At 72.2% G+C, this 26,167-nt stretch carries 24 protein-coding genes; 17 read left to right on the forward strand and 7 right to left on the reverse strand.

Going from position 1 to position 26,167, the window contains the following annotated elements:
• Positions 1 to 7: 7 nt before the first annotated feature.
• Positions 8 to 2,575 carry an aminopeptidase N gene (pepN, locus tag IE263_RS34660; RefSeq protein WP_189942004.1) on the reverse strand — a complete coding sequence of 856 codons (2,568 nt, stop codon included), beginning with the start codon at positions 2,573 to 2,575 and terminating at the stop codon, positions 8 to 10.
• Positions 2,576 to 2,700: 125 nt separating this feature from the next.
• Here pepN and IE263_RS34665 point away from each other — a divergent pair, with 125 nt between their 5' ends.
• Positions 2,701 to 3,195 (forward strand): GNAT family N-acetyltransferase, encoded by a 495-nt coding sequence (locus tag IE263_RS34665; protein WP_189942005.1) that lies wholly within the window; start codon positions 2,701 to 2,703, stop codon positions 3,193 to 3,195.
• On the opposite strand, the gene IE263_RS34670 is transcribed toward IE263_RS34665, so the two are convergent.
• Complete coding sequence (locus IE263_RS34670) at positions 3,180 to 4,091, reverse strand: EamA family transporter (RefSeq protein WP_189942006.1); 912 nt, start codon at positions 4,089 to 4,091, stop codon at positions 3,180 to 3,182. The two genes, IE263_RS34665 and IE263_RS34670, sit on opposite strands and share 16 nt — an antisense overlap.
• 166 nt (positions 4,092 to 4,257) lie before the next feature.
• Between IE263_RS34670 and IE263_RS34675 the strand changes: the two genes are divergently transcribed.
• Positions 4,258 to 4,761, forward strand: a complete 504-nt coding sequence (locus IE263_RS34675; protein WP_189942007.1) for a MarR family winged helix-turn-helix transcriptional regulator — start codon at positions 4,258 to 4,260, stop codon at positions 4,759 to 4,761.
• A gap of 34 nt (positions 4,762 to 4,795) precedes the next feature.
• Here the strand turns inward: IE263_RS34675 and IE263_RS34680 are convergent, their stop codons facing one another.
• Positions 4,796 to 6,292 (reverse strand): FAD-dependent monooxygenase, encoded by a 1,497-nt coding sequence (locus tag IE263_RS34680; protein ID WP_189942008.1) that lies wholly within the window; start codon positions 6,290 to 6,292, stop codon positions 4,796 to 4,798.
• A gap of 143 nt (positions 6,293 to 6,435) precedes the next feature.
• Here IE263_RS34680 and IE263_RS34685 point away from each other — a divergent pair, with 143 nt between their 5' ends.
• On the forward strand, positions 6,436 to 6,990 hold the full coding sequence (locus IE263_RS34685) for a TetR/AcrR family transcriptional regulator (protein WP_229911329.1): 555 nt from the start codon (positions 6,436 to 6,438) through the stop codon (positions 6,988 to 6,990).
• Positions 6,991 to 7,143: 153 nt separating this feature from the next.
• On the opposite strand, the gene IE263_RS34690 is transcribed toward IE263_RS34685, so the two are convergent.
• The 3 genes from IE263_RS34690 to IE263_RS34700 all read right to left on the reverse strand — a co-directional run bounded on the left by IE263_RS34690 (position 7,144) and on the right by IE263_RS34700 (position 9,867).
• Positions 7,144 to 7,425 (reverse strand): hypothetical protein, encoded by a 282-nt coding sequence (locus IE263_RS34690; RefSeq protein WP_189942010.1) that lies wholly within the window; start codon positions 7,423 to 7,425, stop codon positions 7,144 to 7,146.
• 129 nt (positions 7,426 to 7,554) lie between these two features.
• A complete protein-coding gene (gene malQ, locus IE263_RS34695) occupies positions 7,555 to 9,654 on the reverse strand; it encodes a 4-alpha-glucanotransferase (protein ID WP_189942011.1) in 2,100 nt (699 codons plus the stop codon).
• Positions 9,655 to 9,867 (reverse strand): hypothetical protein, encoded by a 213-nt coding sequence (locus IE263_RS34700; protein WP_189942012.1) that lies wholly within the window; start codon positions 9,865 to 9,867, stop codon positions 9,655 to 9,657.
• A 261-nt stretch (positions 9,868 to 10,128) separates the two neighbouring features.
• Between IE263_RS34700 and IE263_RS34705 the strand changes: the two genes are divergently transcribed.
• From IE263_RS34705 to IE263_RS34725, 5 genes are read left to right on the forward strand one after another with little or no spacing between them, the layout of a single operon-like run.
• Complete coding sequence (locus IE263_RS34705) at positions 10,129 to 10,719, forward strand: RNA polymerase sigma factor (RefSeq protein ID WP_189942013.1); 591 nt, start codon at positions 10,129 to 10,131, stop codon at positions 10,717 to 10,719.
• Complete coding sequence (locus IE263_RS34710; RefSeq protein ID WP_189942014.1) at positions 10,716 to 11,741, forward strand: zf-HC2 domain-containing protein; 1,026 nt, start codon at positions 10,716 to 10,718, stop codon at positions 11,739 to 11,741. Before IE263_RS34705 ends, IE263_RS34710 begins: the two co-directional genes overlap by 4 nt.
• A 49-nt stretch (positions 11,742 to 11,790) precedes the next feature.
• The gene (locus IE263_RS34715) at positions 11,791 to 12,570 is read left to right on the forward strand and encodes an ABC transporter ATP-binding protein (protein ID WP_229911330.1); all 780 of its coding nucleotides are present in this window, start codon (positions 11,791 to 11,793) and stop codon (positions 12,568 to 12,570) included.
• Positions 12,567 to 13,904 (forward strand): hypothetical protein, encoded by a 1,338-nt coding sequence (locus tag IE263_RS34720; protein ID WP_189942015.1) that lies wholly within the window; start codon positions 12,567 to 12,569, stop codon positions 13,902 to 13,904. The genes IE263_RS34715 and IE263_RS34720 overlap by 4 nt, the downstream gene beginning before the upstream one ends.
• Positions 13,901 to 14,593 carry a hypothetical protein gene (locus IE263_RS34725; protein ID WP_308430784.1) on the forward strand — a complete coding sequence of 231 codons (693 nt, stop codon included), beginning with the start codon at positions 13,901 to 13,903 and terminating at the stop codon, positions 14,591 to 14,593. Before IE263_RS34720 ends, IE263_RS34725 begins: the two co-directional genes overlap by 4 nt.
• A gap of 101 nt (positions 14,594 to 14,694) precedes the next feature.
• On the opposite strand, the gene IE263_RS34730 is transcribed toward IE263_RS34725, so the two are convergent.
• A complete protein-coding gene (locus IE263_RS34730) occupies positions 14,695 to 15,231 on the reverse strand; it encodes an HNH endonuclease (RefSeq protein ID WP_055538384.1) in 537 nt (178 codons plus the stop codon).
• A 320-nt stretch (positions 15,232 to 15,551) separates the two neighbouring features.
• Here IE263_RS34730 and IE263_RS34735 point away from each other — a divergent pair, with 320 nt between their 5' ends.
• The 9 genes from IE263_RS34735 to IE263_RS34775 all read left to right on the forward strand — a co-directional run bounded on the left by IE263_RS34735 (position 15,552) and on the right by IE263_RS34775 (position 26,124).
• Positions 15,552 to 16,655, forward strand: coding sequence for a mechanosensitive ion channel family protein (locus IE263_RS34735; protein WP_189942016.1), 1,104 nt, complete (start codon positions 15,552 to 15,554; stop codon positions 16,653 to 16,655).
• A 136-nt stretch (positions 16,656 to 16,791) separates the two neighbouring features.
• Positions 16,792 to 17,412, forward strand: coding sequence for a Uma2 family endonuclease (locus IE263_RS34740; protein ID WP_189942017.1), 621 nt, complete (start codon positions 16,792 to 16,794; stop codon positions 17,410 to 17,412).
• 233 nt (positions 17,413 to 17,645) lie between these two features.
• On the forward strand, positions 17,646 to 18,857 hold the full coding sequence (locus IE263_RS34745) for an ROK family transcriptional regulator (RefSeq protein WP_189942018.1): 1,212 nt from the start codon (positions 17,646 to 17,648) through the stop codon (positions 18,855 to 18,857).
• A 76-nt stretch (positions 18,858 to 18,933) separates the two neighbouring features.
• Positions 18,934 to 20,283 carry an ABC transporter substrate-binding protein gene (locus IE263_RS34750; protein ID WP_189942019.1) on the forward strand — a complete coding sequence of 450 codons (1,350 nt, stop codon included), beginning with the start codon at positions 18,934 to 18,936 and terminating at the stop codon, positions 20,281 to 20,283.
• 2 nt (positions 20,284 to 20,285) lie between these two features.
• The gene (locus IE263_RS34755; RefSeq protein WP_189942020.1) at positions 20,286 to 21,227 is read left to right on the forward strand and encodes a carbohydrate ABC transporter permease; all 942 of its coding nucleotides are present in this window, start codon (positions 20,286 to 20,288) and stop codon (positions 21,225 to 21,227) included.
• Between the two features lies 1 nt (position 21,228).
• Positions 21,229 to 22,122: a carbohydrate ABC transporter permease gene (locus tag IE263_RS34760; protein WP_189942021.1), complete on the forward strand. Its 894-nt coding sequence runs from the start codon at positions 21,229 to 21,231 to the stop codon at positions 22,120 to 22,122.
• Positions 22,123 to 22,129: 7 nt separating this feature from the next.
• On the forward strand, positions 22,130 to 23,395 hold the full coding sequence (locus tag IE263_RS34765) for a 6-phospho-beta-glucosidase (protein ID WP_189942022.1): 1,266 nt from the start codon (positions 22,130 to 22,132) through the stop codon (positions 23,393 to 23,395).
• Positions 23,386 to 24,357: an N-acetylglucosamine kinase gene (locus tag IE263_RS34770; RefSeq protein ID WP_189942023.1), complete on the forward strand. Its 972-nt coding sequence runs from the start codon at positions 23,386 to 23,388 to the stop codon at positions 24,355 to 24,357. Before IE263_RS34765 ends, IE263_RS34770 begins: the two co-directional genes overlap by 10 nt.
• Positions 24,358 to 24,717: 360 nt before the next feature.
• Positions 24,718 to 26,124, forward strand: a complete 1,407-nt coding sequence (locus IE263_RS34775) for a GlnX family signal transduction membrane protein (RefSeq protein ID WP_189942024.1) — start codon at positions 24,718 to 24,720, stop codon at positions 26,122 to 26,124.
• Positions 26,125 to 26,167 lie beyond the last annotated feature (43 nt).

Here is a 26,167-nt window from a genome sequence, read left to right on the forward strand (position 1 = left end):
GGGACGACTACCGCGCGTCGGCCGCCTGGGCCTTCAGGGCGCGCTCGACGCCCGAGCGGGACTCGGAGACGAGGCGGCGCAGGGCCGCGTTCGGCTCGGCGGAGGTCAGCCAGGCGTCGGTCTTGCGCAGGGTCTCCTCGGAGACCTGGACCGTCGGGTAGAGGCCGACCGCGATCTGCTGGGCGATCTCGTGCGAACGGGAGTCCCAGATGTCCTTGACGACATCGAAGTACTTGTCCGTGTACGGCGCGAGCAGCTCACGCTGGTCGGTCTGGACGAAGCCGCCGATGACGGCCTCCTGCACGGCGTTGGGCAGCTTGTCGGACTCGACGACCGACGCCCACGCCTCCGCCTTGGCCTCCGGCGTGGGCCGGGCGGCGCGGGCGGTCGCCGCGTGGCGCTCGCCGGCGGCCGTCTTGTCCCGCTCGTACTCGCCGGCGATCTCCGTCTCGTCGAACCGGCCGACGGCCGCGAGCCGCTGCACGAACGTCCAGCGCAGCTCGGTGTCGACGGCGAGGCCCTCGATGGTCTGCGAACCGTCCAGCAGGCCCTCGAGGAGGTCCAGCTGCTCCGGGGTGCGGGCGGTGGCCGCGAACGCCCGCGCCCACGCCAGCTGGTGGTCGCTGCCCGCCTCGGCGGCGCGCAGGTGGGCCAGCGTGGCGTCGGTCCAGCGGGTCAGCAGGGTCTCGCGGGCCACCGGGTCGGCGTACAGGTCGATGGCGAGCTTGACCTGGCGGTGCAGGGACTGCACGACGCCGATGTCGGACTCCTTGCCGATGCCGGACAGCACCAGGGAGAGGTAGTCGCGGGTGGGCAGTTCGGCGTCCCGGGTCATGTCCCAGGCCGACGCCCAGCACAGGGCGCGCGGCAGGGACGCCTCGAAGTCGCCGAGGTGCTCGGTGACGAAGGCCAGCGACTGCTCGTCGAGGCGGACCTTGGCGTACGACAGGTCGTCGTCGTTGAGCAGCACGACGTCCGGCCGACGCTTGCCGACCAGCTGCGGTACGGCGGTCAGCTCGCCGTCGACGTCCAGCTCGACGCGCTCGTCGCGCAGCAGCTTGCCGCTGCCGGCGTCGAGGCCGTAGAGGCCCACGGCGATGCGGTGCGGGCGCAGGGTCGGCTCGCCCTTGGCGCCGGCGGGCAGGGCGGGGGCCTCCTGGCGGATCGTGAAGGAGGTGATGACGCCGTCGGCGTCGGTCTCGATCTCCGGGCGGAGGATGTTGATGCCCGCCGTCTCCAGCCACGCCTTCGACCAGGCCTTCAGGTCACGCCCCGAGGTCTCCTCCAGGGCGCCGAGGAGGTCGGAGAGGCGGGTGTTGCCGAAGGCATGCGCCTTGAAGTAGGCCTGGACGCCCTTGAAGAACTCGTCCATGCCGACGTACGCGACGAGCTGCTTCAGGACGCTGGCGCCCTTGGCGTAGGTGATGCCGTCGAAGTTGACCAGGACGTCGTCGAGGTCGCGGATCTCGGCCATGATCGGGTGGGTGGACGGCAGCTGGTCCTGCCGGTAGGCCCACGTCTTCATGGAGTTGGCGAAGGTGGTCCAGGAGTGCGGCCAGCGGCTGTCGGGCGCGTACGCCTGGCAGGCGATGGAGGTGTAGGTGGCGAACGACTCGTTCAGCCACAGGTCGTTCCACCACTCCATGGTGACCAGGTCGCCGAACCACATGTGGGCCAGCTCGTGCAGGATCGTCTCCGCGCGCAGCTCGTACGCGGCGTCGGTCACCTTCGACCGGAACACGTACTGGTCACGGATGGTGACGGCACCGGCGTTCTCCATCGCGCCCGCGTTGAACTCCGGCACGAACAGCTGGTCGTACTTCTGGAAGGGGTACTGGTAGTCGAACTTCTCCTGGAACCAGTCGAAGCCCTGGCGGGTGACCTCGAAGATCGCGTCCGAGTCGAGGAACTCGGCGAGGGACGGGCGGCAGTAGATGCCCAGCGGCACGCTCTGCCCGTCCTTCTCGTACACGCTGTGGACGGAGTGGTACGGCCCGACGATCAGCGCGGTGATGTACGTGGAGATGCGCGGCGTCGGCTCGAAGGCCCAGACGTCGTCCTGGGGCTCGGGCGTCGGGGAGTTGGAGACGACGGTCCAGCCGCTGGGCGCCTTCACGGTGAACTGGAAGGTCGCCTTGAGGTCGGGCTGCTCGAAGGAGGCGAAGACGCGACGGGCGTCCGGCACCTCGAACTGGGTGTAGAGGTAGGCCTGGTTGTCGACGGGGTCGACGAACTTGTGCAGGCCCTCACCGGTGTTGGTGTAGGCGCAGTCGGCGACCACGCGCAGGATGTTGCGGCCCTCCAGCAGACCCGGGAGCGCGATCCGGGAGTCCTTGAACACCTCGGCCGGGTCGAGGGTGTCCCCGTTGAGGGTCACCTCGTGGACGGTCGGTGCCACCAGGTCGATGAAGGACGCGGCGCTGTTCTCCGACACGTCGAAGCGCACCGTGGTCACGGACCGGTAGGTACCGCCCTCCTGCGCGCCGGAGAGGTCGAGTTCGATCTCGTACGAGTCAACGGTGAGCAGCTTCGCCCTCTGCTGCGCCTCTTCGCGAGTCAGATTTGTGCCAGGCACGCGGTCTCATCTCCTCGTTATGTGTGGGTTGCGCCATCCTTCCACGTGCCCACGGGGTTGGGCGACGACGTTGTCCCGGGGGTTCGGCACCGGACGAGGCCCGTTTCCTCCTTATGCTGGCGTGCATGACAAGGCTGGAACGGCTCGGGGCCGAGCACGCGGAAGCTCTCCTGGCGTTCGAGCGCGAGAACCGTGCCTACTTCGCTCGTTCCATCCCCGATCGCGGCGACACGTACTTCACGGAGTTCGCCGCACGGCACGAGGCGCTCCTCGCCGAGCAGGAGGCGGGGCTCTGCCACTTCCACGTGGTCATGGACCAGGACGGGCGGCTGATCGGCCGGGTCAACCTCGTGGACGTCGAGGACGGCTCCGCCGAGCTGGGCTACCGGATCGGCGAGCGCGCGGCGGGCCGCGGCGTGGCGACGGCCGTGGTCGGGGACATGCGCCGGCTGGCCGCCGCGGAGTACGGCCTCTCCGCGCTCACCGCGATCACCACGCTCGACAACCCGGCGTCCAGGACCGTACTCGCCCACAACGGCTTCGAGACCGTCGGCAGCATCAGCATCGACGGGCGGCCCGGGCTGCGGTACCGGCGCCGGCTCGATCAGGTCCTCACGTAGCTCCGGCGTGCCGGTACGGCGGGTGAGGCGAGCGGTGCCGGCGCCGTCCGCGGGCCCCGTTGTCCCGCCACCGTCGCTCCGAACGCCAGCGCCATGCCCGCGAGCTGCACCGCCGTCAGCGCCTGTCCGAGCGCCGCCCAGCCGACGACCGCCGCGGTCAGCGGGGAGAGCGGGCCGAGGAAGGTGACCTGGGTGGCGGTGAGCCGGCCGATGCCGCGGAACCAGAGCCAGTACGCGACCGCCGTGTTCGCGAGGGCCAGGTAGAGGTAGCCGCCGACGGCACGGCCGTCCAGGGCCGGCGGGGCGCCCTCGACGAGGAAGGCGACGGGGGCGACGAGCAGGCCGCCGGCGGTGAGCTGCCAGCCGGTGAGGGCGAGAGGTCCGACTCCCTCGGGGCGGCCCCACTTCTTGGTCAGGACGGTGCCGGCCGACATGGAGACCGTGGAGGCGAGCGCCGCCAGCAGACCGAGCGCGTCCAGCGCCCCGGCGGCCTTCAGCACGACCAGGCTGACGCCGAACGCGGCCAGGATGCCGGTCAGCAGGGTCCGGGCGGTCGGCCGCTGTCCGAGCAGCACCGCCGAGAGGCCCGCGACGAGGAGCGGCCCGACCGAGCCGACGACGGCCGCCATGCCACCGGGCAGCCGGTAGGCGGAGAGGAAGAGGAGGGGGAAGAAGGCGCCGATGTTCAGCGCGCCGAGCACCGCCGCCTTGCCCCACCAGGCGCCGCGCGGCAGCACGCGGGCGATCGCGAGCAGCAGCAGCCCGGCGGGCAGGGCGCGGGTGAGGGCGGTGAAGAGGGGGCGGTCGGCCGGGAGGAACTCGGTGGTGACCGCGTAGGTGGTGCCCCAGGAGACGGGGGCGAGGGCGGTGAGCAGGACGGTCGCGGGCCGTTTCATGGCCGGCACCCCTCTCCGAGGCGGCTCGACGGGTCGGTGGCAGTGGCGGTGGCGGTGGCGGTGGCAATGTCCGCAGGTTGCTTGGCCATAAGTAGCTTAGCGCTAAGCAACTTTCCGTCAAGCTACTTTCTTGCGGGTGACCGGAACTCCGCCGGATACTCCCCGTATGAGTGCACAGCGCAAGGACGCCGTCGACGCGATCATCGAGCAGTGGGCGGCCGAGCGGCCCGACCTCGACACGACCGCCATGGAGGTCTTCGGCCGGATCCACCGGCTCTCGCGCGCGGTGAGCGACCGGACGGAGAAGGCCTACGCGGCCCTCGGGATCTCGCGCGGCGAGTTCGACGTGCTGGCCACCCTGCGCCGCTCCGGCGAGCCGTACGCCCTCTCGCCGCGCCAGTTGTCGGCGACGCTCATGCTCACCACCGGCGGCATGACCGGCCGCCTCGACAAGCTGGAACGGGCGGGGCTGCTGCGCCGCTCCCCCGACCCGCACGACCGCCGGGGCCTTCAGGTGACGCTCACCGAAAAGGGGCTGGCGCTGGTCGAGGAGGCGGTCGGTACGGGCCTCGCCGTCCAGACGGAGGCGTTGTCCGCCGCCCTCGACGCCGAGCAGGCCGGCCGACTGGCCGACCTGCTGCGGGAGTTGCTGCTCGCGACGGAGCGCTAGCGTCGGAGAGGGAGCGCCGCAGAGCGGGGCGCCCTCAGCCGACGTGCGCGGTGAGGGCGGCCTCGATCGCGGAGGGGTCGGCGGTGTCGGCCGCCCAGGCCGCGTACCCGTCGGGGCGCACCAGCAGCGCCGTGCGCCGGTCGCTCGCCCAGTGCGCCACGGCCAGCCGGTCCTTGCGGGCGCCGACCTGGCCGCCGTCAGCACCCTCGGGGGTGATCAGCACGAAGTGGCCGCCGCGCAGGGCCTCGTGGAGGCGGGTGCCGTCGGCGAGGCGGACGTCCGGCACGCGGGTGCCGGTGAGCCGGTGGGCGCCGCGCGGGGCCGCGTAGCGGTAACCGAGGCCGGTGATCTGGCCGAGGGCCCTGCGGCGGGCGGGGGCGACGGAGTTGAGGAAGGCGGCGCCCGCGGTGCGCAGCGCGAGCATCCAGGGGCTCCTGGCCATGGCGAAGCGCACGATCGCACCACTGCTGAGCAGCACCGTCCGGCCCACGGGGTGACGTTCGGCCTCGTAGGTGTCGAGGAGGGCGTCTCCGCCGCGGCCGTGGATCACCTGGGCGAGCTTCCAGCTCAGGTTGGCCGCGTCCTGCAGACCCGTGTTCATGCCCTGGCCGCCGGCCGGGGTGTGCACATGCGCGGCGTCGCCGGCCAGGAAGACGCGGCCGACGCGGTAGGCGGGCGCCTGACGTTCGTCGCTGTGGAAGCGGGACGTCCAGCGGGCGTCGTGCATCCCGAAGTCACGGCCGAGGGCGAGGCGGGTGACCCCCTTGATCTCGTCGAGACCGACCGGTTCGTCGTCGGGGACGTCGTGGCCGCGGTGCCAGCAGATCACCCTGTAGTACCCGTCGCCGAAGGGCACGAGAAAGGCGAAGGCGTCACGGGCGGCGTTGACGGTGAGCAGCGTCTCGGGCTCCTCGGCGAGGCGGACGTCCGCGAGCATGACGGAACGGATCGCCGAACGGCCGGGGAAGGGCAGGCCGACGGCGTTCCGTACCGCACTGCGCATGCCGTCGGTGCCGACGACGTACCCGGCGCGCAGAGTCCCGCCCTCTCCGGCGGGCGTGCGCACCTCGACGGTCACGCCATCCGTGTCCTGGGCGAGGCCGGTCACCTCGGTCTCGTACCGGAACTCCACGCCGGCCTCCACCGCACGCCGTTCCAGAACCTTCTCCACCTCGTACTGCGGGATCACGAGGGCGTGCCGGAAGCGGGAGGGGAGCGTGGCGAGCGAGAGTTCGAGCCGGCGGTACAGGCGGAAGCGGTCGATGCGGCGGCCGACGGCCTCCAGCTCGTCGGCGAGGCCCCGCGCGTCGAGCTGCTCAAGGCTGCGGGCGTGCAGGACGAAGGCGCGGGAGAGGTTGCTGATCCCTCGGGGGCGCTTCTCCAGCACGGTGACGGGGACGCCGGCGGTGGCGAGGTCGCCGGCGAGGAGGAGACCGGTGGGACCGGAGCCCACGACGATGACGGGGTGGGGGCGGGAGCGGGAGGTGAGAGGGGCTGCCGGGGTGCCTGCGTCGTGCGGGGTGCCGTTCATGAAGGGCCTCCTGGATGCCAACGCTTGTGGGCCAACGTTTGTGGGCCAACGCTTGCAGGCAACGCTAGGAGGCCGACTCCGGAATGTCAACGCTTGTTGGCCTACGCTTGTTGGCCTACGCTTGTTGGCCTACCCTCGTTGGCATGCCTCGCCGCTCCGACGCCACCCGCACCGCCATTCTCGACGCCGCCCGCGAGCGCTTCGCCTCCGACGGCTATGAGCGGGCCACCATCCGGGCGATCGCCCGGGACGCGCGTATCGACCCCTCGATGGTGATGCGCTACTACGGCAGCAAGGAGGGCCTCTTCGCGGCCGCCGTCTCCGTCGACCTCAAGCTGCCCGACCTCGCCCCGCTCCCCCGTGACGAGGTCGGCCACGCCCTGGTGACCCACTTCCTCGGCATGTGGGAGGACAGCGAGGTCCTCACCGCCCTGCTCCGGGTCGGCGTGACCAACCAGGCCGGCGCCGAGCGGATGCAGGGCATCTTCCGCGACCAGCTCCTGCCGGTGGCCGGCACGGTGTGCCCGGACCCGGAGCAGGTACCGGCCCGGGCCGCGCTCTGCGCGAGCCAGCTGCTCGGGCTGGCGCTCGCCCGTTACGTCCTGCGTTTCCCGCCGGCCGTGGCGCTGACCCGCGAGGAGGCCGTGGCCTGGCTGGGCCCCACCGTCCAGCGGTACCTGACCGCCCCGCACCCTTAGGGCCTGTCCGGGGAGCCGCACACGACCGAGGGCGCCGCGCCCGGCGTCGTACGGCGGTGTGCGCGTACGGACGGCGGGGACGGCGCCCTCGGGTGGCTGTGCGGAGCGGCGAGGCGCGTCGGCGTTGCCGACGGCCACCGGCTCTCGCCGGGGTCAGGCCTTGGCCTTCGCCTTGCCCTTGACGGTGATGTTGGAGCTGGTGGTGTCCTGCCGGTCCTTGGACCTGTCGAGGACCCAGACCAGGCCGAAGATGACCGCGAACAGCGCGATCGGAGCCACGACGAAGAGGCCCAGCGTCTCGATGACGCTCAGGCCCTGACCGGGGTCGTCGCCGTCGTCGCGGGTCAGCGCGAGCGCGGGGGACGACATGAGCAGCATCATCAGCGTCGTACCGGCGGCCAGGGCGCCGGCGCGCAGGGCGTTCTTCTTGTCCACGGTGCAAAGTTAGCGAACGCCGGGGAGGGACGCGCGCGCGGGGTGCCTTATGAGGTGGGCGGCGCCGGTGTGAGCGTTGACCGGGGGCCGCCGCCCCCGGACCCCCGCTTCGGCCCTGAACGGGCCTCTTCAGGACGTGCCGGCCGGGCCGGCATCCCGCAGCACGTCGATCAGCGCGTGCAGTCTCGGTGACGCCGCCAGTTCCTCCAGTGTCACCGGGCGGCCCTCCGCGTCCGCGATCGGCAGGCGCCAGTTCGGGTACTGGTCCCAGGTTCCCGGGAGGTTCTGGGGGCGGCGGTCGCCGACTCCGTCCGGAAGCCAGATGCCGATCATGCGGGCGGGGGTGCGCAGCAGGAAGCGGTGGACGGCCTGGATCTCGGCCTCCTCGGAGGAGGTGTCCCCGCTGCCGCCGGTGCCGTGGAGGAGGCCGAGGCGGGCCAGGAACTCCAGCCACTCGCCGGTGTCGGCGGAGGCCTCCGCGCGTTCCTCCTCCAGGGGGCGGGCCAGGAGGCCGAGACGGTCGCGGAGTTCGACGTGTTCGCCGGTGAGGCGGGCGGCGGTGGAGGGCAGGTCGTGGGTGGTGGCGGTGGCGAGGCAGTCGGCGCGCCAGTGGTCGGGGGGCAGCGGGCGGCCGTCGCCGTCCCAGTCGCGTTCGAACCACAGCACGGACGTGCCGTGCACCCCGCGTTCGCGCAGCGCCTCGCGCACACCCGGCTCGACGGTGCCGAGATCCTCGCCGATCACCACCGCACCGGCCCGGGACGCCTCCAGCACCAGGACGGCGAGCATGGCCTCGGCGTCGTAGCGGACGTAGGTGCCCTCGGTGGGCGGTTCGCCCTGAGGGACCCACCAGAGGCGGAACAGGCCCATGACGTGGTCGATGCGCAGGGCTCCGGCGTGGCGGAACAGCGCTCTCAGCAGGCGGCGGTACGGCGCGTAGCCGGACTCGGCCAGCCGGTCGGGGCGCCAGGGCGGCAGGCCCCAGTCCTGGCCGCGCGCGTTGAAGGCGTCCGGGGGCGCGCCGACCGACATGCCGGCGGCGAGGTACTCCTGCTGGGCCCAGGCGTCGGCGCCGCCGGGGTGCACGCCGACCGCGAGGTCGTGCACGATCCCGAGGGGCATGCCCGCCTCGCGCGCGGTGCGCTGGGCGGCGGTGAGCTGGGCGTCGGTGAGCCAGGCGAGGCGGGAGTGGAAGTCGACGCGGTCCATCAGCTCGGCCCGCGCCCGGGCGGTCGCGCCGGAACGGGGGTCCCGCAGGCCCTCCGGCCAGCGGTGCCAGTCGGAGCCGTACACCTCGGCGAGCGCGCACCAGGTGGCGTGGTCCTCCAGCGCCTTGCCCTCCTCGGCGAGGAAGGCGCAGTAGGCGGCCCGCCGGCCGGGCCCGAGCGGCACCTGCGCGACCAGTTCCAGCGCCTCCCGCTTCAGCTCCCACACGGCGTCCCGGTCGATCAGCGCACCCTTCTCCAGCACGGCCTCCCGCAGCCGCCCGGCCCGCTCCAGCAGCCCCCGCACCCGGTCCGGGTCACCGAGGTACGCGAACTCGGGGACGTCCTCGACCCGCAGATGCACCGGGTCGGGGAAGCGGCGCGAGGACGGCCGGTACGGGGAGGGATCGGTCGGCGCCCCGGGCACGGCCGCGTGCAACGGGTTGACCTGCACGAAGCCGGCTCCCAGCGCCCGCCCGGCCCAGCCGGCCAGCTCGGCGAGATCGCCGAGGTCGCCCATGCCCCAGGAACGGCCGGACAGGAGGGAGTAGAGCTGGACGAGAAGTCCGTACGAGCGTCCTGTGGGCGTGGGCAGGCGGGGCGGGGCCACGACCAGGTGGGCGTGGGCGGTGCGGCCGTCGGGGGCGGTCGCGGTCACCGCGTGGACGCCCGGCGGGAGGTGCTCGACCGAGGCGCGGCTCTCGCCCTGCTCGGTCTCGACCAGCAGCCGGGTGCCCGGCGGGAGGGCGGCGAGGGCGGCCGGCGTGGTGTCGCCGTGCCAGTGGACCACGGTCGGCGGCAGCAGCCGCCCGGCCTGCTCCGCCTCCCGGGCGGCGAGCGCGGCACGGACGGCCTCCGGTCCGCCCGCGTCGACGCCCAGCGCGCCCAGGGCGCGGACGACGGCGGTGGCCGAGGCCGTGACCGTACGGTCCGGGGACGGGCGGTAGGAGGTGGCGACGCCGTGCAGGGCGGCGAGGCGGGTCAGCTCCTCGTCGGGGGGTGCGGCCGGCCGGGGTCCGGTCATCTACGGCCTCGTGACGTCGGAGTCCGCGGCGGCGAGCGGCGGTTCGCTGGTGAGGGGTTCGGCGTGGGGCAGCGGCGGCTCGCTGGTGAGCGGGGCCTCGGCGCAGGTTCCCTCCGCGCTGAACACGCACACATGGGGTTCGTCGAGGACGGCGGACGGCTCCGCCGGGCGTTTGGAGCGGTTCGGGAGCAGGGGGTGTGCCGATGCGACCACGGTGGCCTCCTTGTCGGGGACGGCGCCGTCGTCCGGTGTGCACGGCGGCGTCGTACGGCGTCTGACGGGTTACCGCAGCCCTACCCAGCGGGCGCGAGGGCAGACGTCCGTGTCCCGGACAACGCGCATCTCGTCACATTCCTCACGCGGACATTTTTCTCAGAGTTCAGCAAATCAGGCACATCGGCCGCCTCCGGGCCTCCCGTGTGAACCGTCGACGGCGGGCCGACCGAGAGACAGGGTGTGAAACTGTTCCGCCCCATGAGGGGCCACGGGGAGAGCGACACGGACGCGGCGTTGCTGCGGGCCGTGGCGGACGGGGACGCGGCGGCGCTGGCCACGCTGTACGACCGGCACGCGGGGTGGCTGCACGCCCGGCTGACCCGGCGCTGCGCCGATCCCGAGGTGGCGCGGGAGGTGCTGCAGGACACGTTCGTGACCGTGTGGCGGTCGGCGGCCGGGCATCGGGGCGGGGAGGCGGGCGGCTGGCTGTGGACCATCGCCGCCCGGCGGCTCGTCGACGCGCGGCGGGTGCAGGAGCGGGCCGCGCGGGTCGAGACGGCGCCCATGGACGTCCTCGGCGCCGAGGCTCCCTCCGCGGAGGAGCGGGTGCTGGCCGGGCTGGAGTTCGGCGACGTCGGCACCGCCCTCGACCGGATCTCGCCCGAGCTGCGGGAGGTGCTGCGCGCGACCGTCGTCGACGGACTCACCACGCGGGAGGCGGCCCGGCTGCTCGGCATACCCGAGGGCACCGTCAAGACCCGCGCGATGCGCGCCCGCGCCGAACTGCGCGCCGCTCTCGCCCAGTTGAGCCCGACACCGACCCCGGCACCGGCGGGAGGCCCGGCATGAGCACTGACCACTGGCACGCGTCCGACGACCTGGCCGCCCGCTATGCCGACGGCACCCTGCCGGAGGCGGACGCCTGGTCCCTGGAGAGGCATCTGGAACGGTGCGGGGGGTGCGCGCAGCGCGTCTCGGCGGCGGTACGGCAGCTGCCCGCACCGGCGCTGGTACTGGCGGAGGTGCGGGAGGCGGTGCTGGCGCAGGCGGTGCCGAGCGAGGTGCGTGAGCCCTCGACGGTGCTGGCGGAGGCAGTGGCCAGCGAGGTACGCGAGCCCTCGACGATGCTGGCGGAGGCAGTGCCGAGCGAGGTACGCGAGCCCTCGACGATGCTGGCGGAGGCGGCGGCGAGCGAAGTGCGTGAGGCCTCGACGGCACCGCCGGCGCCCCGTGCCCGTCTGTGGTCCTCCTTCCTCGCCCGCCCCCTCTGGGCCGCCGGGCCCGCCGTCCGCGGTGCCTGGCTGCCCGCCGTGCTGCTCGTCGCCCTGGGGGCGCTCGCCCTCGCGTACGGGGCCGGGGTCGACGGGGCCCGCCCGCTGTTGCTGGCCGCCGCGCCGGTCGTGCCCGTGCTCGGGGTCGCCCTGTCCTACGGCCCGCACGCCGATCCGCTGCACGAGATCGCGGCGGCCACACCCTCCGGCGGGCTGCGGCTGCTGCTGACGCGGACGGTCGCCGTCCTCGCCGTCAGCCTGCCGTCGCTCACCCTCGCGGGTCTGCTGCTGCCCGCCTCCGGGGCGCCGGGCGCGGCCGCCTGGCTGTTGCCGGGGCTCGCGCTGACGCTGGCCACGCTGACCCTGGCCGGGTACGTCGGCTGTCGTGCCGCCGCGGCGGTGACCGGCGGGGGCTGGCTGTGCGCCGTACCCGTCCCGGCGCTGGCCTCGTCCGCCGACGCCCCGCTCACCCGGCTGACCGAACAACTGTCCCTCGTCCTGGACGGCCCGCTCGCGCAGGGCGCGTGGGCGACGGCGGCCGTGCTGTGCGCCGCCGCGCTCGCCGCCGGCCGTTCCGCCTACCGCATGGAGAGGCCGTGAGCACGGCCGCGTCTCCCTCGCACTCTCACCCCCACCCTCTGGAGAACCGTTGAGCACGATACGAGTGACCGGGCTGCACGTCCGGCACCGCAGAACCGTCGCCCTCGACTCGGTGGACCTCGACCTCGGCCCCGGCGTGCACGGCCTGCTCGGTCCGAACGGCGCGGGCAAGACCTCGCTGATCCGCGTGCTGGCCACGGTCGCCGCGCCGAACGGCGGCCGGGTGGAGCTGCTCGGGGACGATGTCGCCGACCACCGGCGACGGGCCGCGGTGCGGCGGCGGCTGGGGTATCTGCCGCAGGAGTTCGGCTTCTACCCGGGGTTCACCGTGCGCGAGTTCGTCGCGTACATGGCGTGGCTGAAGGAGATGCCCGCCGCCGGGACCCCGGCCGCCGTCGAACGGGCCGTCGCCCGCGTCGGTCTCGCCGACCGGATCGACACGAAGGTGAAGACGCTGTCCGGCGGGATGGTCCGCCGCGTCGGCATCGCGCAGGCCATCGTCAACGACCCGCAGGTGCTGCTGCTCGACGAGCCGACCGCCGGTCTCGACCCCGAGCAGCGCATGGAGTTCCGCGCGCTGCTGCGCGAGCTGGGCACGTCCTCGACCGTCGTCGTCTCCACGCATCTGGTGGAGGACGTGGCGGCGGCGTGCACGGAGGTCACCCTCGTCGAGTCGGGCCGGATCGCCTACCGCGGCACCCCCGCGTCGCTGACCGAGCTCGGCGCGTCGGCGGACGGCGTCGGCGATCACCCGATCGAACGCGGCTACACGGCGGCCCTGCGCGCCCACCGCGCGTCCGCCGCGACGCCGGAAGGGGCGGCGCGATGACCCTCGTGGCGGAAAGGACGGACCGGGTGCGGGCCGCCGCGCACCACCCCCTGCGTGCCGAGGCCGTCCGCGGCCTCGCGCCCTGGGCCGGTGCCGCCGTCCTGCTGACGCTCGCGGGGGCGATGGCCACCACCTCGGAGCAGTGGCAGGGCGGCTGGGCCGAGACCCGGAACCAGCTGTCCGCGGCGGCCGGACTGCTCGGTGTCCCGCTGGCGCTGGCCGCGGGCTGCTGGCACGGCGGGCGCGAGCGCAGACGCCGTACGGACGAGCTGATGGCGATGGCCGTGCGCGGCCGGCTCGTCCGGCTGCTGGCGGCGGTGTTCCCGCTGGTGCTGTGGGTGGTCGCCGGGTACGCGGCCGCGGCCGCCCTCGCCCTGCTCGCCACCTGGTACTGCGCCACGGGCGACGGGCCGTACCTCGGGTCGGTCCTGGCGAACGCGGTCGTGCTGGCGGCCGCCACTCTGGCGGGCCAGGTCGTGGGGCGCGTGGTGGCGTGGCGGATGACGGCGGTGCTGCTGGCGGCGGGCGCGTATGTCGCCGTCGGGGTGCTGACGTACGACCACCGCAATGCCGTCGGCGCCCTGTCCTCGGTCGGGCGCGGCTCGGCCGGCTCGGTCGCGGTGTGGTGGCAGCCGGTGGCGATCGCCGGGTGGACGGGGGGTGTGGCGGTCGCCGTGGCCCTCGCGTACGCCGCCCGCCGCCGCTGGACCGGCCTGGTGCCGCTGGCCGCCGCGGGCGTGGCCGGCGTGCTGCTGATGCAGACCGGCGACGGTCTGTGGCACACCAACCCGGTCGCCCGGCGGCAGGTGTGCGACACCTCCACCACCCCGCAGATCTGTGTGAACGCCCGCTACGAGAAGCTCCTGCCGCAGGTCAAGGACGCTCTGTCCGGTCTCACCGGCCGTCTGGAGGGCGTACAGAACCTGCCGGTCCGCTTCGAGGACCGGCCGGGCCGGCCGGCGCGGGACGAGGTCGAGCTGCCGATGCTCACACCGATCGGCTGGAGCGTCGTACGGGGGCGGCTCACCGATCCGAAGGAGTACGCGTGGGCGGCGGGGATGGAGCTGTACGGGAGGGCCTACTGCGACGAGACGGACCCGCGTCTGGACGCGGTCGACAACGCGGTGGAGCACTATCTGGCGCCCAGCCCGATGGAGAAGTTCTTCGACGAGCAGTTCGCCACGAGGAACGAGGAGGAGCGCGCCAGGCACGAGGCGCGGCTCGCGGCCCGCGCCCGCCTGGAGGCGATGGGCGAGGAGGAGCGCCGCGCCTGGCTGTCGGCGTACTTCGCGACGGCGAACGAATGCGACCCGAGCGAGGTGCCGACGCTGTGACCGGTGACTTCCACGTGTACGCCCGCGCGCACTCCGGCACCGCGCTCGGCCGCGCGCTCCTCCACGCCCTCTCGCGCTCCGGCACCGCGCTCGACGGCCCGCTCCTGTACGCCCGCTCGCGTACCGTCCCGCGCGCCCTGGCCGCGCTCTGCGCCACCGCCGGCCTCGCCCTGTGGGGGGCACACGGTGCGGGCGCCTCGGTGGATCCGGAGCGGCTGGTGCCGGTCGTGGCGCTCGCCCCGCTGTTCGCGGCGGCGGTGATCGGGACGAGCCTGCACACCGAGTCCGACGAGCTGGACCGTACGGCCGCGCGCCCCTGGTGGCGGTGGCGAGCGGTCCATCTCCTGGCCCTCACGGCGCTCGCCGCGGCCCTGCTGTCGGTGGTGGCGCTCGGGCAGCCGTCCGGGTTCGGCCCGTCCGCCATGCTGCGCAACACGCTCGGCGCGGCAGGTCTCACGGCTGCCGCGGCCGCCGTGCTCGGCTCCCGGCTGAGCTGGCTGCCGGCCTTCGGCTACGCCGGCGCGGTGTACCTCGGGGCGGCCGGTCCGCAGAGGCACGCGGCCACGGTGTGGGCGTGGCCGGTGCGGCCGGGCGACGAGCCGGGTGCCTGGGCGGTGGCGCTGGCCGCCTTCGCGGTGGGCGGGGCACTGTACGTCGTACGCGGGGCGCGAGGGGAGGCGCGCGCCTGAGGGCGCGCCGAGGGGACGCACCGTGACCACCCGAGGGCCCCGCGCCGGTGAAGGCGTAGGGCCCCTTGAGGTCACCGGGTATGCAAAAGCCCGGATCGTCGTCAGGCGGAGATGCCGTCGATCCGGGCCAGGGCGTCGTCCGCGCCGTACGGCTGCAGGTAGGGCAGCCAGCGCGGGTCCCTATGGCCTGTCCCGATGATGCGCCAGGCCAGGCCGGTGGGTGGGGCGGGTTTGTGGCGCAGCCGCCAGCCGATCTCGACGAGGTGTCGGTCGGCCTTCACGTGGTTGCAGCGGCGGCAGGACGCCACCACGTTGTCCCAGACGTGCTTGCCCCCGCGGCTGCGCGGGATGACGTGGTCGACGCTGGTTGCGACGCCACCGCAGTACATGCACCGGCCCCCGTCGCGGGCGAACAGCGCCCGACGGGTCAGAGGAACGGGCCCCCGATAGGGAACCCGGACGAATCGCTTGAGCCGGACCACGCTGGGCGCGGGGACTGTGACGGTCGCGCTGTGCATAAAGGCGCCGGACTCCTCCAGGGAGACTGCCTTGTTCTCCAGGACGAGGACGAGCGCGCGGCGGAGCGGTACGACGCCGAGAGGCTCGTACGACGCGTTAAGGACCAGGACATGCGGCACGGATGCCTCCTCGGGCGTCGGCGGCGCGTGGCTCGCGCCGGGACGATCTGTGGTCAGTCTCCCCTCTTGCCTGGTGAACGCGCCACCATCTCCCGGTAACGGGCTGGGAGTGTTTTCGACCACATCGGAAGCATCCCCCGGTGGACGACCAGTTCAAGCGCGGGTGAGGACGGTCTCTCCTTCGCGCATCCGGGCGAAGCACACACAATGCCCCGTTAGTGTGGTGGTCCTGCCCGTCCGGTGACCTTTTCGTGACCTTGAACACTTTGACCGCCGACCGCCGCGCCGGACGGGGCAGTGCCGCAGTGGAGGTACCTGCCGTGTCCTTGTCCGCCGTCCTACTGGCCGCCGGTGCGTCGCCGTCGCCGACTCCCTCGGAGTCGCCGACGGTGACGGTCCCGACCCTCCAGGACGCCCAGGAGAGCGCGACGAACGCCGCCGGCTGGGTCGAGGAGAACTGGTCGACGTGGCTCGCGATCGGCCTCCGGGTCCTGCTGATCCTGGTGATCGCCGGGATCCTGAGAGTGGTGGTGCGGCGGGCGATCACCAAGCTGATCGACCGCATGAACCGCACGGTCCAGGCCGTCGACGGCACGGCCCTGGGCGGCCTGCTGGTCAACGCCGAGCGCCGCCGCCAGCGCTCGCAGGCGATCGGCTCGGTGCTGCGCTCGGTGGCGAGCTTCCTCATCCTCGGCACAGCCGGGCTGATGATCCTGGGCACCTTCGAGATCAACCTGGCGCCGCTGCTGGCCTCCGCCGGTGTCGCGGGCGTGGCGATCGGTTTCGGCGCCCGCAACCTCGTCACCGACTTCCTCTCCGGCGTCTTCATGATCCTCGAGGACCAGTACGGCGTCGGCGACCAGATCGACGCGGGCGTGGCCTCCGGCGAGGTCATCGAGGTCGGCCTGCGCGTGACCAAGCTGCGCGGCGACAACGGCGAGATCTGGTACGTCCGCAACGGCGAGGTCAAGCGGATCGGGAACCTCTCCCAGGGCTGGGCGACGGCCGGCGTCGACGTCACCGTCCGGCCCTCCGAGGACCTGGCCAAGGTGAAGCAGACCATCGACGCGGTCGCCGAGAAGATGAGCAAGGAGGAGCCCTGGAACGAGCTGCTCTGGGGCCCGATCGAGGTCCTGGGCCTGGACAGCGTGTTCCTCGACTCCATGGTCGTCCGCGTCTCCGCGAAGACGATGCCCGGCAAGGCCCTCACCGTCGAACGCGAACTCCGCTGGCGCATCAAGCGCGCCTTCGACGCGGCCGACATCCCCATCGTCGGCGGCCCGGCCGTCCCCGCGGACACCGACGCGGCCGCGGACCCGACGGCGGGGATGGCGCCCCCGTCGGTGTACGCGAACACCGGGTCGCCGCAGTCGGCTGCGGCCTCACCGCTGACGCCGCCGAGCGCTGCGGCTCCCATGAAGTAGCGGAACGGTTCGGCACGCTCGTTCGAGTGAACGGCTGGGGCATTCCGGCGCGGTGTGCGCGCGGGGTGCCCCATCGTTCTGCCGGGGCGCCCAGCGCGGGCTTAGCCTGGCATCAGCGTGACGAGGAGAACCAGGGATGAGCGCCGAAACCCTCACGGAGCCGGTCATGACGCAGCAGGACCCCATCGATCTGTTGATCGCGATCGAGGAGGCGTCCGTGGCGCCTGTTCGACCCGAGTACGTCGAGGGGATGGCCATCGTGCCACCGCAACCGAACCACCGCCACAACGATGGCGCTTTCAAGCTCGCAGTCCAGTTCTTCAGCGCCGGATTCGAGCTGGCGGGTATGGGCAATGGCTACCGCGCCGCGCACAAGGACGGGCGCACCATGGCTCTTCTGGTCCCGGATTTCTACATCCTCCGTCGCACTCCGACTGAGCTCGACGAGTCCTATCGCAAGGCCCACAAAGGCTGGTACCCCATCGACATGATCGCCCTGGTCGGCGAGGTCACCTCTACCAACCACGAGACGGACACCGGGCCCAAGTTCCGCACCTACGCCGCCGCCGGCGTCCCGACCTACGTCCTGGTCGATCGACACAGCGGAACGGCCCACTGCTACACCGACCCCCTCCTCCCGGGCGACCAACCCACCGAGGCCTACTACGACACCGACACCAAGGTCGACCTGGGTGACCCGCTCCTCCTTCCGGCGCCGTATCCCGCCTTGGACACGGCCCCCTTCCTCGGCAGCTGAGCCCCGCTCACACCCACCCCCACCGCCCCCGCAGGTAACGACTCTGTTGCCTCGGGGGCGGTTTCTCTTCCCCCTCCTTGACGGCCCCTTCTCTCCAGGCCTACCTTCCCTGCATCCGATAGGAAACCTTCCTAACAGTGGTCGCGCCGGAAGACCCTCCCTCGAACCCCTCGATGGACTTCCTCCGGCCTCACTGAGAAGCTGGGCAGGTCAGAAAGGCAGGTGTCGACCCCATGGCAGGAACCGCCGGTACGCCGGGCACCCCGCGCGTCCTGCGCGCCATGAACGACCGGGCCGCTCTGGACCTCCTGCTGACGCACGGCCCCCTGTCCCGGACCCGGATCGGGAAGCTCACCGGGCTGTCCAAGCCGACCGCCTCCCAGCTGCTGGCCCGGCTGGAGGCGGCGGGCCTGGTGCTGGCGACCGGCACCACCGAGGGGCGGCCCGGACCCAACGCCCAGCTGTACGAGGTCAATCCGGCCGCCGCCTACGCGGCGGGGCTCGATGTCACCCCCGAGCGGATCCTCGCCGCCGTAGCCGACGTCACGGGCCGGACGGTGGGCGCGTACGAGGTGCCCACGCCCGGCAGGAAGGGCGCGGGGGCCGTCGTACGACAGGTCACCGAGGCCCTCGACGGCGCGGTGAAGGCGGCCGGGCTGGCCCGGGACGACGTGCGGCGGCTCGTCGTCGCGACACCGGGCGCCTTCGACCCCACCACGGGCCGGCTGCGCTACGCCTCCCACCTGCCCGGCTGGCACTCCCCCACGCTGCTCGACGACCTCGCCGCAGCGCTGCCGATGCCGGTCGAGTACGAGAACGACGTCAACCTCGTCGCGGTCGCCGAACAGCGGCTCGGTGCGGCCCGGGGGCACGAGGACTTCGTGCTGCTGTGGAACGAAGGGGGCCTGGGCGCCGCCCTCGTCCTCGGCGGGCGGCTGCACCGCGGCTGGACCGGCGGCGCGGGAGAGGTGGGTTTCCTGCCGGTTCCCGGCGCGCCCCTCGTCCGCCAGGTGACCAAAGCCAACAGTGGCGGCTACCAGGAGCTGGCCGGTTCACAGGCCGTCCCGCAGCTCGCCCGGGAGCTGGGCATCACCGCCATCCCGTCCGGGCCGTACGCCGAGGTCGCCGCCGCGCTCGTCGAGCGGGCCGCGACCGAGGACACCGTGCTGCACCGGCTGCTGCTCCAGACGTACGCGACCCGGCTCGCGACCGGTCTCGCCTCGCTCGTCTCCGTCCTCGACCCCGAACTCGTCGTCCTCAGCGGCGCCTCCCTGACCGCCGGCGGCGAGGTGCTCCGCACCCTCGTCCAGGCCGAGCTGGAGGAACTGGCCGCCTCCCGGCCGAAGCTCGTCGTCGGCGACGTCACCGAACGGCCCGTGCTGCGCGGCGCGCTGGAGAGTGCGCTGGCCGCCACCCGCGACGAGGTCTTCGACACCTCGCGCTGAGCCCCACCCACAGACCCACCCCCCTTCTCCTTCCCCTTCACCTCATCGCCCCGCCCTGTCCCCGGGAGGTCCCGCCATGCCCACACGCATACCCGAAGTCGTCCGAAACGCGGCTTTTGCCCTGACTGCCTCGACGGCCCTGCTCCTGAGCACCACCGCCTGTACCGGCCAGACCGCCTCCGGCGCGAGCGATGACGCGTCCCAGGAGCAGACCATCACCTTCTGGCACGCCTGGAGCGCGCCGACCGAGGTCAACGCCGTGAAGGCGCTGGTCGCCGGCTTCGAGAAGGCGCACCCCAACATCCACGTCGACGTCGTCGGCAACATGACCGACGACAAGATCAACCAGGCGCTGCGGGCAGGCGGCAGCAAGGCGCCCGACGTGATCTCGTCCTTCACCACCAACAACGTCGGCAAGTTCTGCTCCTCCGGCGCCCTGGTCGACCTCAACCCGTTCTTCAAGAAGTCGGGCATCAGCCCCAGCGCGACCTTCCCGAAGGCGATGAACGAGTACACCCAGTACAACCTCGACCGCTGTGCCGTGCCGCTGCTGGGCGACGCCTACGGCCTGTACTACAACAAAACCGCGTTCGAGAAGGCCGGCATCACCACCCCGCCGAAGACCTGGTCCCAGTTCGAGGCCGACGCCAAGAAGTTGACGATCACTCAGGGCGACACGTACAAGCAGCTCGGTTTCATGCCGAACTACCACGGCTGGGAGACGACGATCGAGCACTACATGGGCCAGTTCTCGCCGACCTACTTCAACAAGTCCGGCAAGTCGACGATCGCCACCGACCCGGCCGTCTTCGACGCCCTCACGCTCCAGAAGAAGCTCGTCGACGAACTCGGCGGCTTCAAGAAGCTGGAGAAGTTCCGCGCCGGCCTCGGTGACGAGTGGGGCCCCAAGCACCCCTTCCACACCGGCCAGGTGGCCATGCAGCTGGACGGCGAATGGCGCCTGGGGATGGCCCTGGACGCCAAGCCCGACTTCGAGATCGGCGTCGCCCCGCTGCCCGTCCCCGACGACCAGGCCGACCAGTACGGCAAGGGCTACATCACCGGCACGATCGCCGGTATCGCCGCCACCAGCAAGAAGCAGAACGCGGCCTGGGAGTTCGTGAAGTACATCACCACGGACACCGACGCGGTGGTGAACTTCTCCAACGCCATCCACAACGTGCCCTCGACGCTGGCCGCCCTGAAGTCGCCGAAGCTGAAGTACGACCCGCGCTTCAAGACCTTCCTCGACATCGCCGCGAACCCGAACTCGACCACCTCCCCGGCCTCGGTCAACGGCGGCGTCTACCTGACGACCATCCAGCAGCTCGGCTACGACTACGAGAGCGGCAAGCTCACCGACCTGAAGGCGGGCCTGGAGAAGGCGGCCCAGCAGATCGACACGGACATCGCGCAGGCCCAGTAGCGATGAGCACCCTGACGTTGAGGTCGAAGCGCCGGCGTGCGGCGCTTCGTACCCTCGCCTTCCTCTCGCCCTGGCTGATCGGTTTCGCGGTCTTCTTCGCGTACCCGATGATCTCGACCGTCTACTTCTCGTTCATGCACTACGACGGCTTCAAGCCGCCGACCTGGAGCGGGACGAAGAACTGGACGTACGTCTTCGAGAGCTACCCCTTCTTCTGGCCCGCCCTGCGCAACACCCTGTGGCTGGTCCTGATCATGGTGAGCCTGCGCGTCCTCTTCGGACTCGGGATCGGCCTGCTCATCACGAAGATCAAGACGGGTACGGGTGTTTTCCGCACCCTCTTCTACCTGCCCTACCTGGCCCCGCCGGTGGCCGCGACGATGGCCTTCGCCTTCCTCCTCAACCCCGGTACGGGACCGGTCAACTCGCTCCTCGGAAAGATCGGCGTCGCGGCCCCCGGCTGGTTCAACGACCCCAGCTGGTCCAAGCCGGCCCTCACCCTCCTGGCCCTGTGGGGCGTCGGCGACCTGATGGTCGTCTTCATGGCCGCGCTGCTCGACGTACCGAAGGAGCAGTACGAGGCGGCCGAGCTGGACGGCGCGTCGCCGTGGCAGCGGTTCCGGTACGTCACGCTGCCGAACATCTCGCCGATCATCATGTTCGCCGTCGTCACCGGCGTCATCGCGGCGATGCAGTACTACACCCAGCCACTCGTCGCCGGAAAGGTCGCCTCGGGCGTGATCCAGGGCGCGGGCACCATGTTCGAGCCCGGCTACCCGGAGCACTCCACGCTCACCCTCCCCCAGCTCGTCTACAACCTCGGCTTCCAGCGCTTCGACTACGGCTCGGCGTGCGTCGTGGCCCTGGTGCTCTTCGCCCTGTCGATGGCGTTCACCGCGTTCCTGATGCGGCGCCGGGGCGGTCTCATCCAGGCAGGTGACTGACATGGCTCAAGTACTGGACCGCCCCGTGGAGGTGAAGGCCCCCACCTCGCCCGCCGAGCGCACGGCCCGCCGCAGGGCGCTCCTGGAATGGATCGCGGTCCACTCCCTGGGCGTCGCCGCCGCCCTGTTCTTCACCCTCCCCTTCGTGTTCGTGTTCCTCACCTCCCTGATGAGCGACTCGCAGGCGCTCAGCCGGGATCTGATCCCGCACACCTGGGAGTGGGCCAACTACAAGAAGGTCTTCGACACCCCGGGCTTCCTCACCTGGTGGAAGAACACGCTGATCTACGCCGGACTGGGAACCGTCCTGACCGTCGTGTCCTCCGTCCCCGTGGCGTACGCGCTGGCCAAGTTCCGCTTCCGGGGCCGCAATCTCGCGCTCATGCTGGTGATCTCGATGATGATGCTGCCCCCGCAGGTGGTCGTCATCCCGATGTACCTGTTCTGGGCGAAGCAACTGGACCTGTCGGGCACGCTGTGGCCGATGATCATCCCGATGGGGTTCGGCGACGCGTTCTCGATCTTCCTGCTGCGCCAGTTCCTGATGACCATCCCCAACGAGTACGTGGACGCGGCGAAGGTGGACGGGTGCGGCGACCTGCGCACCCTGCTGAAGGTCGTCCTGCCGATGGCCAGGCCAGGCATCGCCGCCGTCGCCCTGTTCCAGTTCTTCTACGCCTGGAACGACTACTTCGGCCCGCAGATCTACGCCTCCGAGAACCCCGGCGCCTGGACCCTCTCCTACGGCCTGGAGTCGTTCAAGGGCATGCACCACACCGACTGGAACCTCACCATGGCGGCCACCGTGCTGGTCATGGCCCCGGTGATCCTTGTGTTCTTCTTCGCGCAGAAGGCGTTCGTCGAGGGCGTCACCCTGACCGGAGTGAAGGGTTGAACGACGTATGAAACTCACCGTGGTCGGCGGAGGCTCGACCTACACCCCCGAACTGATCGACGGCTTCGCCCGTCTGCGGGACACCCTCCCGCTGGAGGAGCTGGTCCTGGTCGACCCGGCCGCCGAACGCCTGGAGCTGGTGGGCGGGCTGGCGCGGCGCATCTTCGCCCGTCAGGGGCACCCCGGCCGGATCGTCACCACCTCCGGCCTGGACGCGGCCGTCGACGGCGCCGACGCCGTACTGCTCCAGCTCCGCGTCGGCGGCCAGGCCGCCCGGGAGCAGGACGAGACCTGGCCCCTGGAGTGCGGCTGCGTCGGTCAGGAGACGACCGGCGCGGGCGGCCTCGCCAAGGCGCTGCGCACGGTCCCGGTGGTCCTGGACATCGCCGAACGGGTCCGCCGTACGAACCCCCGCGCCTGGATCATCGACTTCACCAACCCGGTCGGCATCGTCACCCGTGCCCTGCTCCAGGCCGGGCACAGGGCGGTCGGGCTGTGCAACGTGGCGATCGGCTTCCAGCGCAGGTTCGCGGGGATGCTGGGGGTCGCGCCCGCGGACGTCCATCTGGACCACGTCGGCCTCAACCACCTCACCTGGGAGACGGGCGTACGCCTCGGCGGCCCGGAGGGCGAGGACGTCCTGCCGAAGCTGCTGTCCGACCACGGCGACACGATCGCGGCGGACCTGCACCTCCCCCGCCCCCTCCTGGACCGCCTGTCGGTGGTCCCGTCGTACTACCTGCGCTACTACTACGCGCACGACGAGGTCGTCCGGGAGCTGCGCACGAAGCCGTCGCGGGCGGCCGAAGTCGCCGCGATGGAGCGGACGTTGCTGCAGATGTACGGCGACCCGTCCCTGGACGAGAAGCCGGAGCTGCTGGCGCGGCGCGGCGGCGCCTACTACTCGGAGGCCGCCGTGGACCTGGCGGCCGCGCTGCTCACCGGCTCCGGCAGCCCGTACCAGGTGGTGAACGCGTACAACCACGGCACGCTGTCCTTCCTCCCGGACGACGCGGTGATCGAGGTCCAGGCGGCGGTCGGCCCGAAGGGCCCGTCCCCCCTCCCGGTCACGCAACCGGACCCCCTCTTCGCGGGCCTGATGGCGAACGTGACGGCCTATGAGCACCTGGCCCTGGAGGCGGCCCTGCACGGCGGCCGCAACCGTGTCTTCCGGGCCCTCCTGGCCCACCCCCTGATCGGCCAGTACGAGTACGCCGACACACTGACCGACCGACTGATCGCACACAACCGGGAGCACCTCGCGTGGGCCTGACCGCAAGCGTCCTCGCCATCGACGCGGGCAACAGCAAGACCGATGTCGCCGTCGTGGCGGCCGACGGCGAGGTGCTCGCCACGGCCCGCGGCGGCGGCTTCCGCCCGCCCGCGGTGGGCGTGGGCCCGGCGGTGGACGCCCTCGCGGACACCGTCACGCGTGCGTACACCGCCGCCGGCGTCACCTCGGCGACCCATGTCTCGGCCTGCCTGGCCAACGCCGACCTGCCCGTGGAGGAGGAACAGCTGGCGGCGGCCCTGCACGCACGCGCGTGGGGCGCGTCGGTGGAGGTCCGCAACGACACGTTCGCCATCCTGCGGGCCGGCGTGGCCGAACCCCGGGGCGTGGCCGTCGTCTGCGGCGCAGGCATCAACTGCGTCGGCATGCGCCCCGACGGCCGCACCGCCCGCTTCCCCGCCCTCGGCCGCCTCTCCGGCGACTGGGGCGGCGGCTGGGGCCTGGCGGAGGAGGCCGTCTGGCACGCGGCGAGGGCGGAGGACGGCCGGGGCGGCCCGACCGCCCTGACCCGTACGCTCCCGGCCCACTTCGCCCTGCCGTCCATGTACGCCCTGATCGAGGCCCTCCACCTGGAGCGCATCCCGCCCGCCCGCCGCCACGAACTCACCCCCGTCCTCTTCGCGACGGCGACACAGGGCGACGAGCTGGCCCGCACACTCGTCGACCGCCTGGCCGAGGAGGTGGTGACGATGGCGGTGGTGGCCCTGACCCGCCTGGACCTGCTGGCAGAGGAGACACCGGTGCTGCTGGGGGGCGGTGTGCTGGCGGCGGGACACCAGCAACTGGACGACGGAGTACGGGAGTTGCTGGCGGCAAAAGCACCGAAGGCCGTGGCGCGTGTGGTACGGGAGCGGCCGGTGCTGGGGGCTGCGCTGCTGGGCTTGGACCGAGTGGGAGCCGACGCTCGGGCGCAGGACAAGGTGCGGACGTACTTCGAGGGTTGAGCGGAGTCGGTGCTGGAGGTGGGTCGCGCAGCCCACCGTTTGCGGGATGCCCCCTTCTGTGGGTCGGGAGCCGCCCCGGGTGGCACGACTGCCCGCGGCTCGACGGGGCGGCTGGGCATCATGCGTGACTGCACCGACCCAAGGGGCGTGGACCGTGTCGACACGCGGCTCCGCCGCGATGGGGTCCCCCGCTCGAGCGGAGCCGAGAGTGGGGGAGCGACCAGCCACAACCCACCCGCACCCCGACGAACACCCCCCCTCCCCCACGGTGGAACCGAACACAAAGCCACCGCGTGTTCACCAGCACGCATTGGCTGCGATACTGGCGCCGACACATGACCACGGGGGAGGTCAGAGAACGTGGCAAACCCGCCAACGATCAGCGCGGCTCCGGCGACTCCACCGCCCACGCCCGCCAAGACCTCGGCACCGGCGGAGCCCCGCCGCACGGCCTTCGCCGAGGGCGTCGACCAGCTGCGCGCCGCCGCGACCACGGAGCCGGGCCGGCTCCGCATCATCGGCGCCCTCCTCGCCCTCCTGGTCGTCGCGTTCGGCGCGGTCACGTCCTGGCAGATGACCGACCGCTCGACCGCCGCCGACGACGTGCTCAACAAGAGTCAGCCCCTCAGCACGGCCGCCGCCGACATCTACCGTTCCCTCGCCGACGCCAACACCGCCGCCTCCAGCGGCTTCCTGGCCGGCGGACAGGAGACGGCCGAGTCGCGCAAGCGCTACGAGGACGACATCGACACGGCCGCCGCGAAGCTCGTGACCGCGGCGAACAACTCCGACCCCGACTCCCCCTCCTCGGCGGCCATCACCAAGCTGAACAAGCTGCTGCCGGAGTACAAGGGCCTGGTCGAGCGCGCCCGTACGTACAACCGGCAGGGCTTCCCGGTCGGCGGCGCCTACCTGCGGTACGCGAACCAGAAGATGCAGAAGGAGATGCTCCCGGCGGCCGAGGATCTCTACAAGAAGGAGAACCAGCGCCTCAAGGACGACTACGCGGACGCCACGCCCTACCCGTGGGCGGCGATCGCGTTGGGCGTCCTCGCGCTGGCCGCGCTCGCCTGGGCCCAGCACCGCAACTACCGCCGCACGAACCGCGTGTTGAACCACGGCCTGGTCGCGGCCACCGCGGCCACCGCGGTCGTCCTCCTGTGGCTCGCCGTCGGCCACAGCGTGGCCCGCGCCGGCCTGAACGACTCCTACGACCACGGTGTCCGCTCGCTGAACGTCCTGCACGACGCCCGGATCGCCTCCCTCAAGGCCCGCGGCAACGAGAACCTCACGCTGGTCGCACGCGGAGCCGAGACCGTGAAGGTGACGGCCGACGGGGAGGAGTTGACGGTCGACAGGTACGACCACGACTTCACCACGGACATGAACGTCCTCGGCAAGGGCCTCACGCAGGCGGCGAGGCTCGCCGACGACCCGACGGGCGAGAAGCCGGTCACTCAGGCCGAGAGCAACATGGCCGAGTGGAAGAAGCGCCACACCGCGGCCCGCTCCCAGGACGACAACGGCAACTACGAGCAGGCGCTGGCCCTGGTGATCGGCGGCAAGGGTGCCACCGGCGAGTGCTTCGACAGCGTCGACGCGAACCTGGCGCGCGCGCTGAACCACGAGCAGAACGAGTTCAGGCAGGCGGCCGGCGACGGCCTGGACGCGATGGGCGGTCTGCCGGTCGGTGCGGCCGTGCTCGCCGTCCTGGGCGCGGCGGGCGCGGTCCTCGGCATCGGCCGCAGGCTGTCGGAGTACCGGTGAAAGGGGGAGTACCGGTGAAAGAGGGCGTGACGGTGCGTGCGCG

This window comes from Streptomyces aurantiogriseus (genome assembly GCF_014649375.1).
GTDB lineage: Bacteria > Actinomycetota > Actinomycetes > Streptomycetales > Streptomycetaceae > Streptomyces > Streptomyces aurantiogriseus.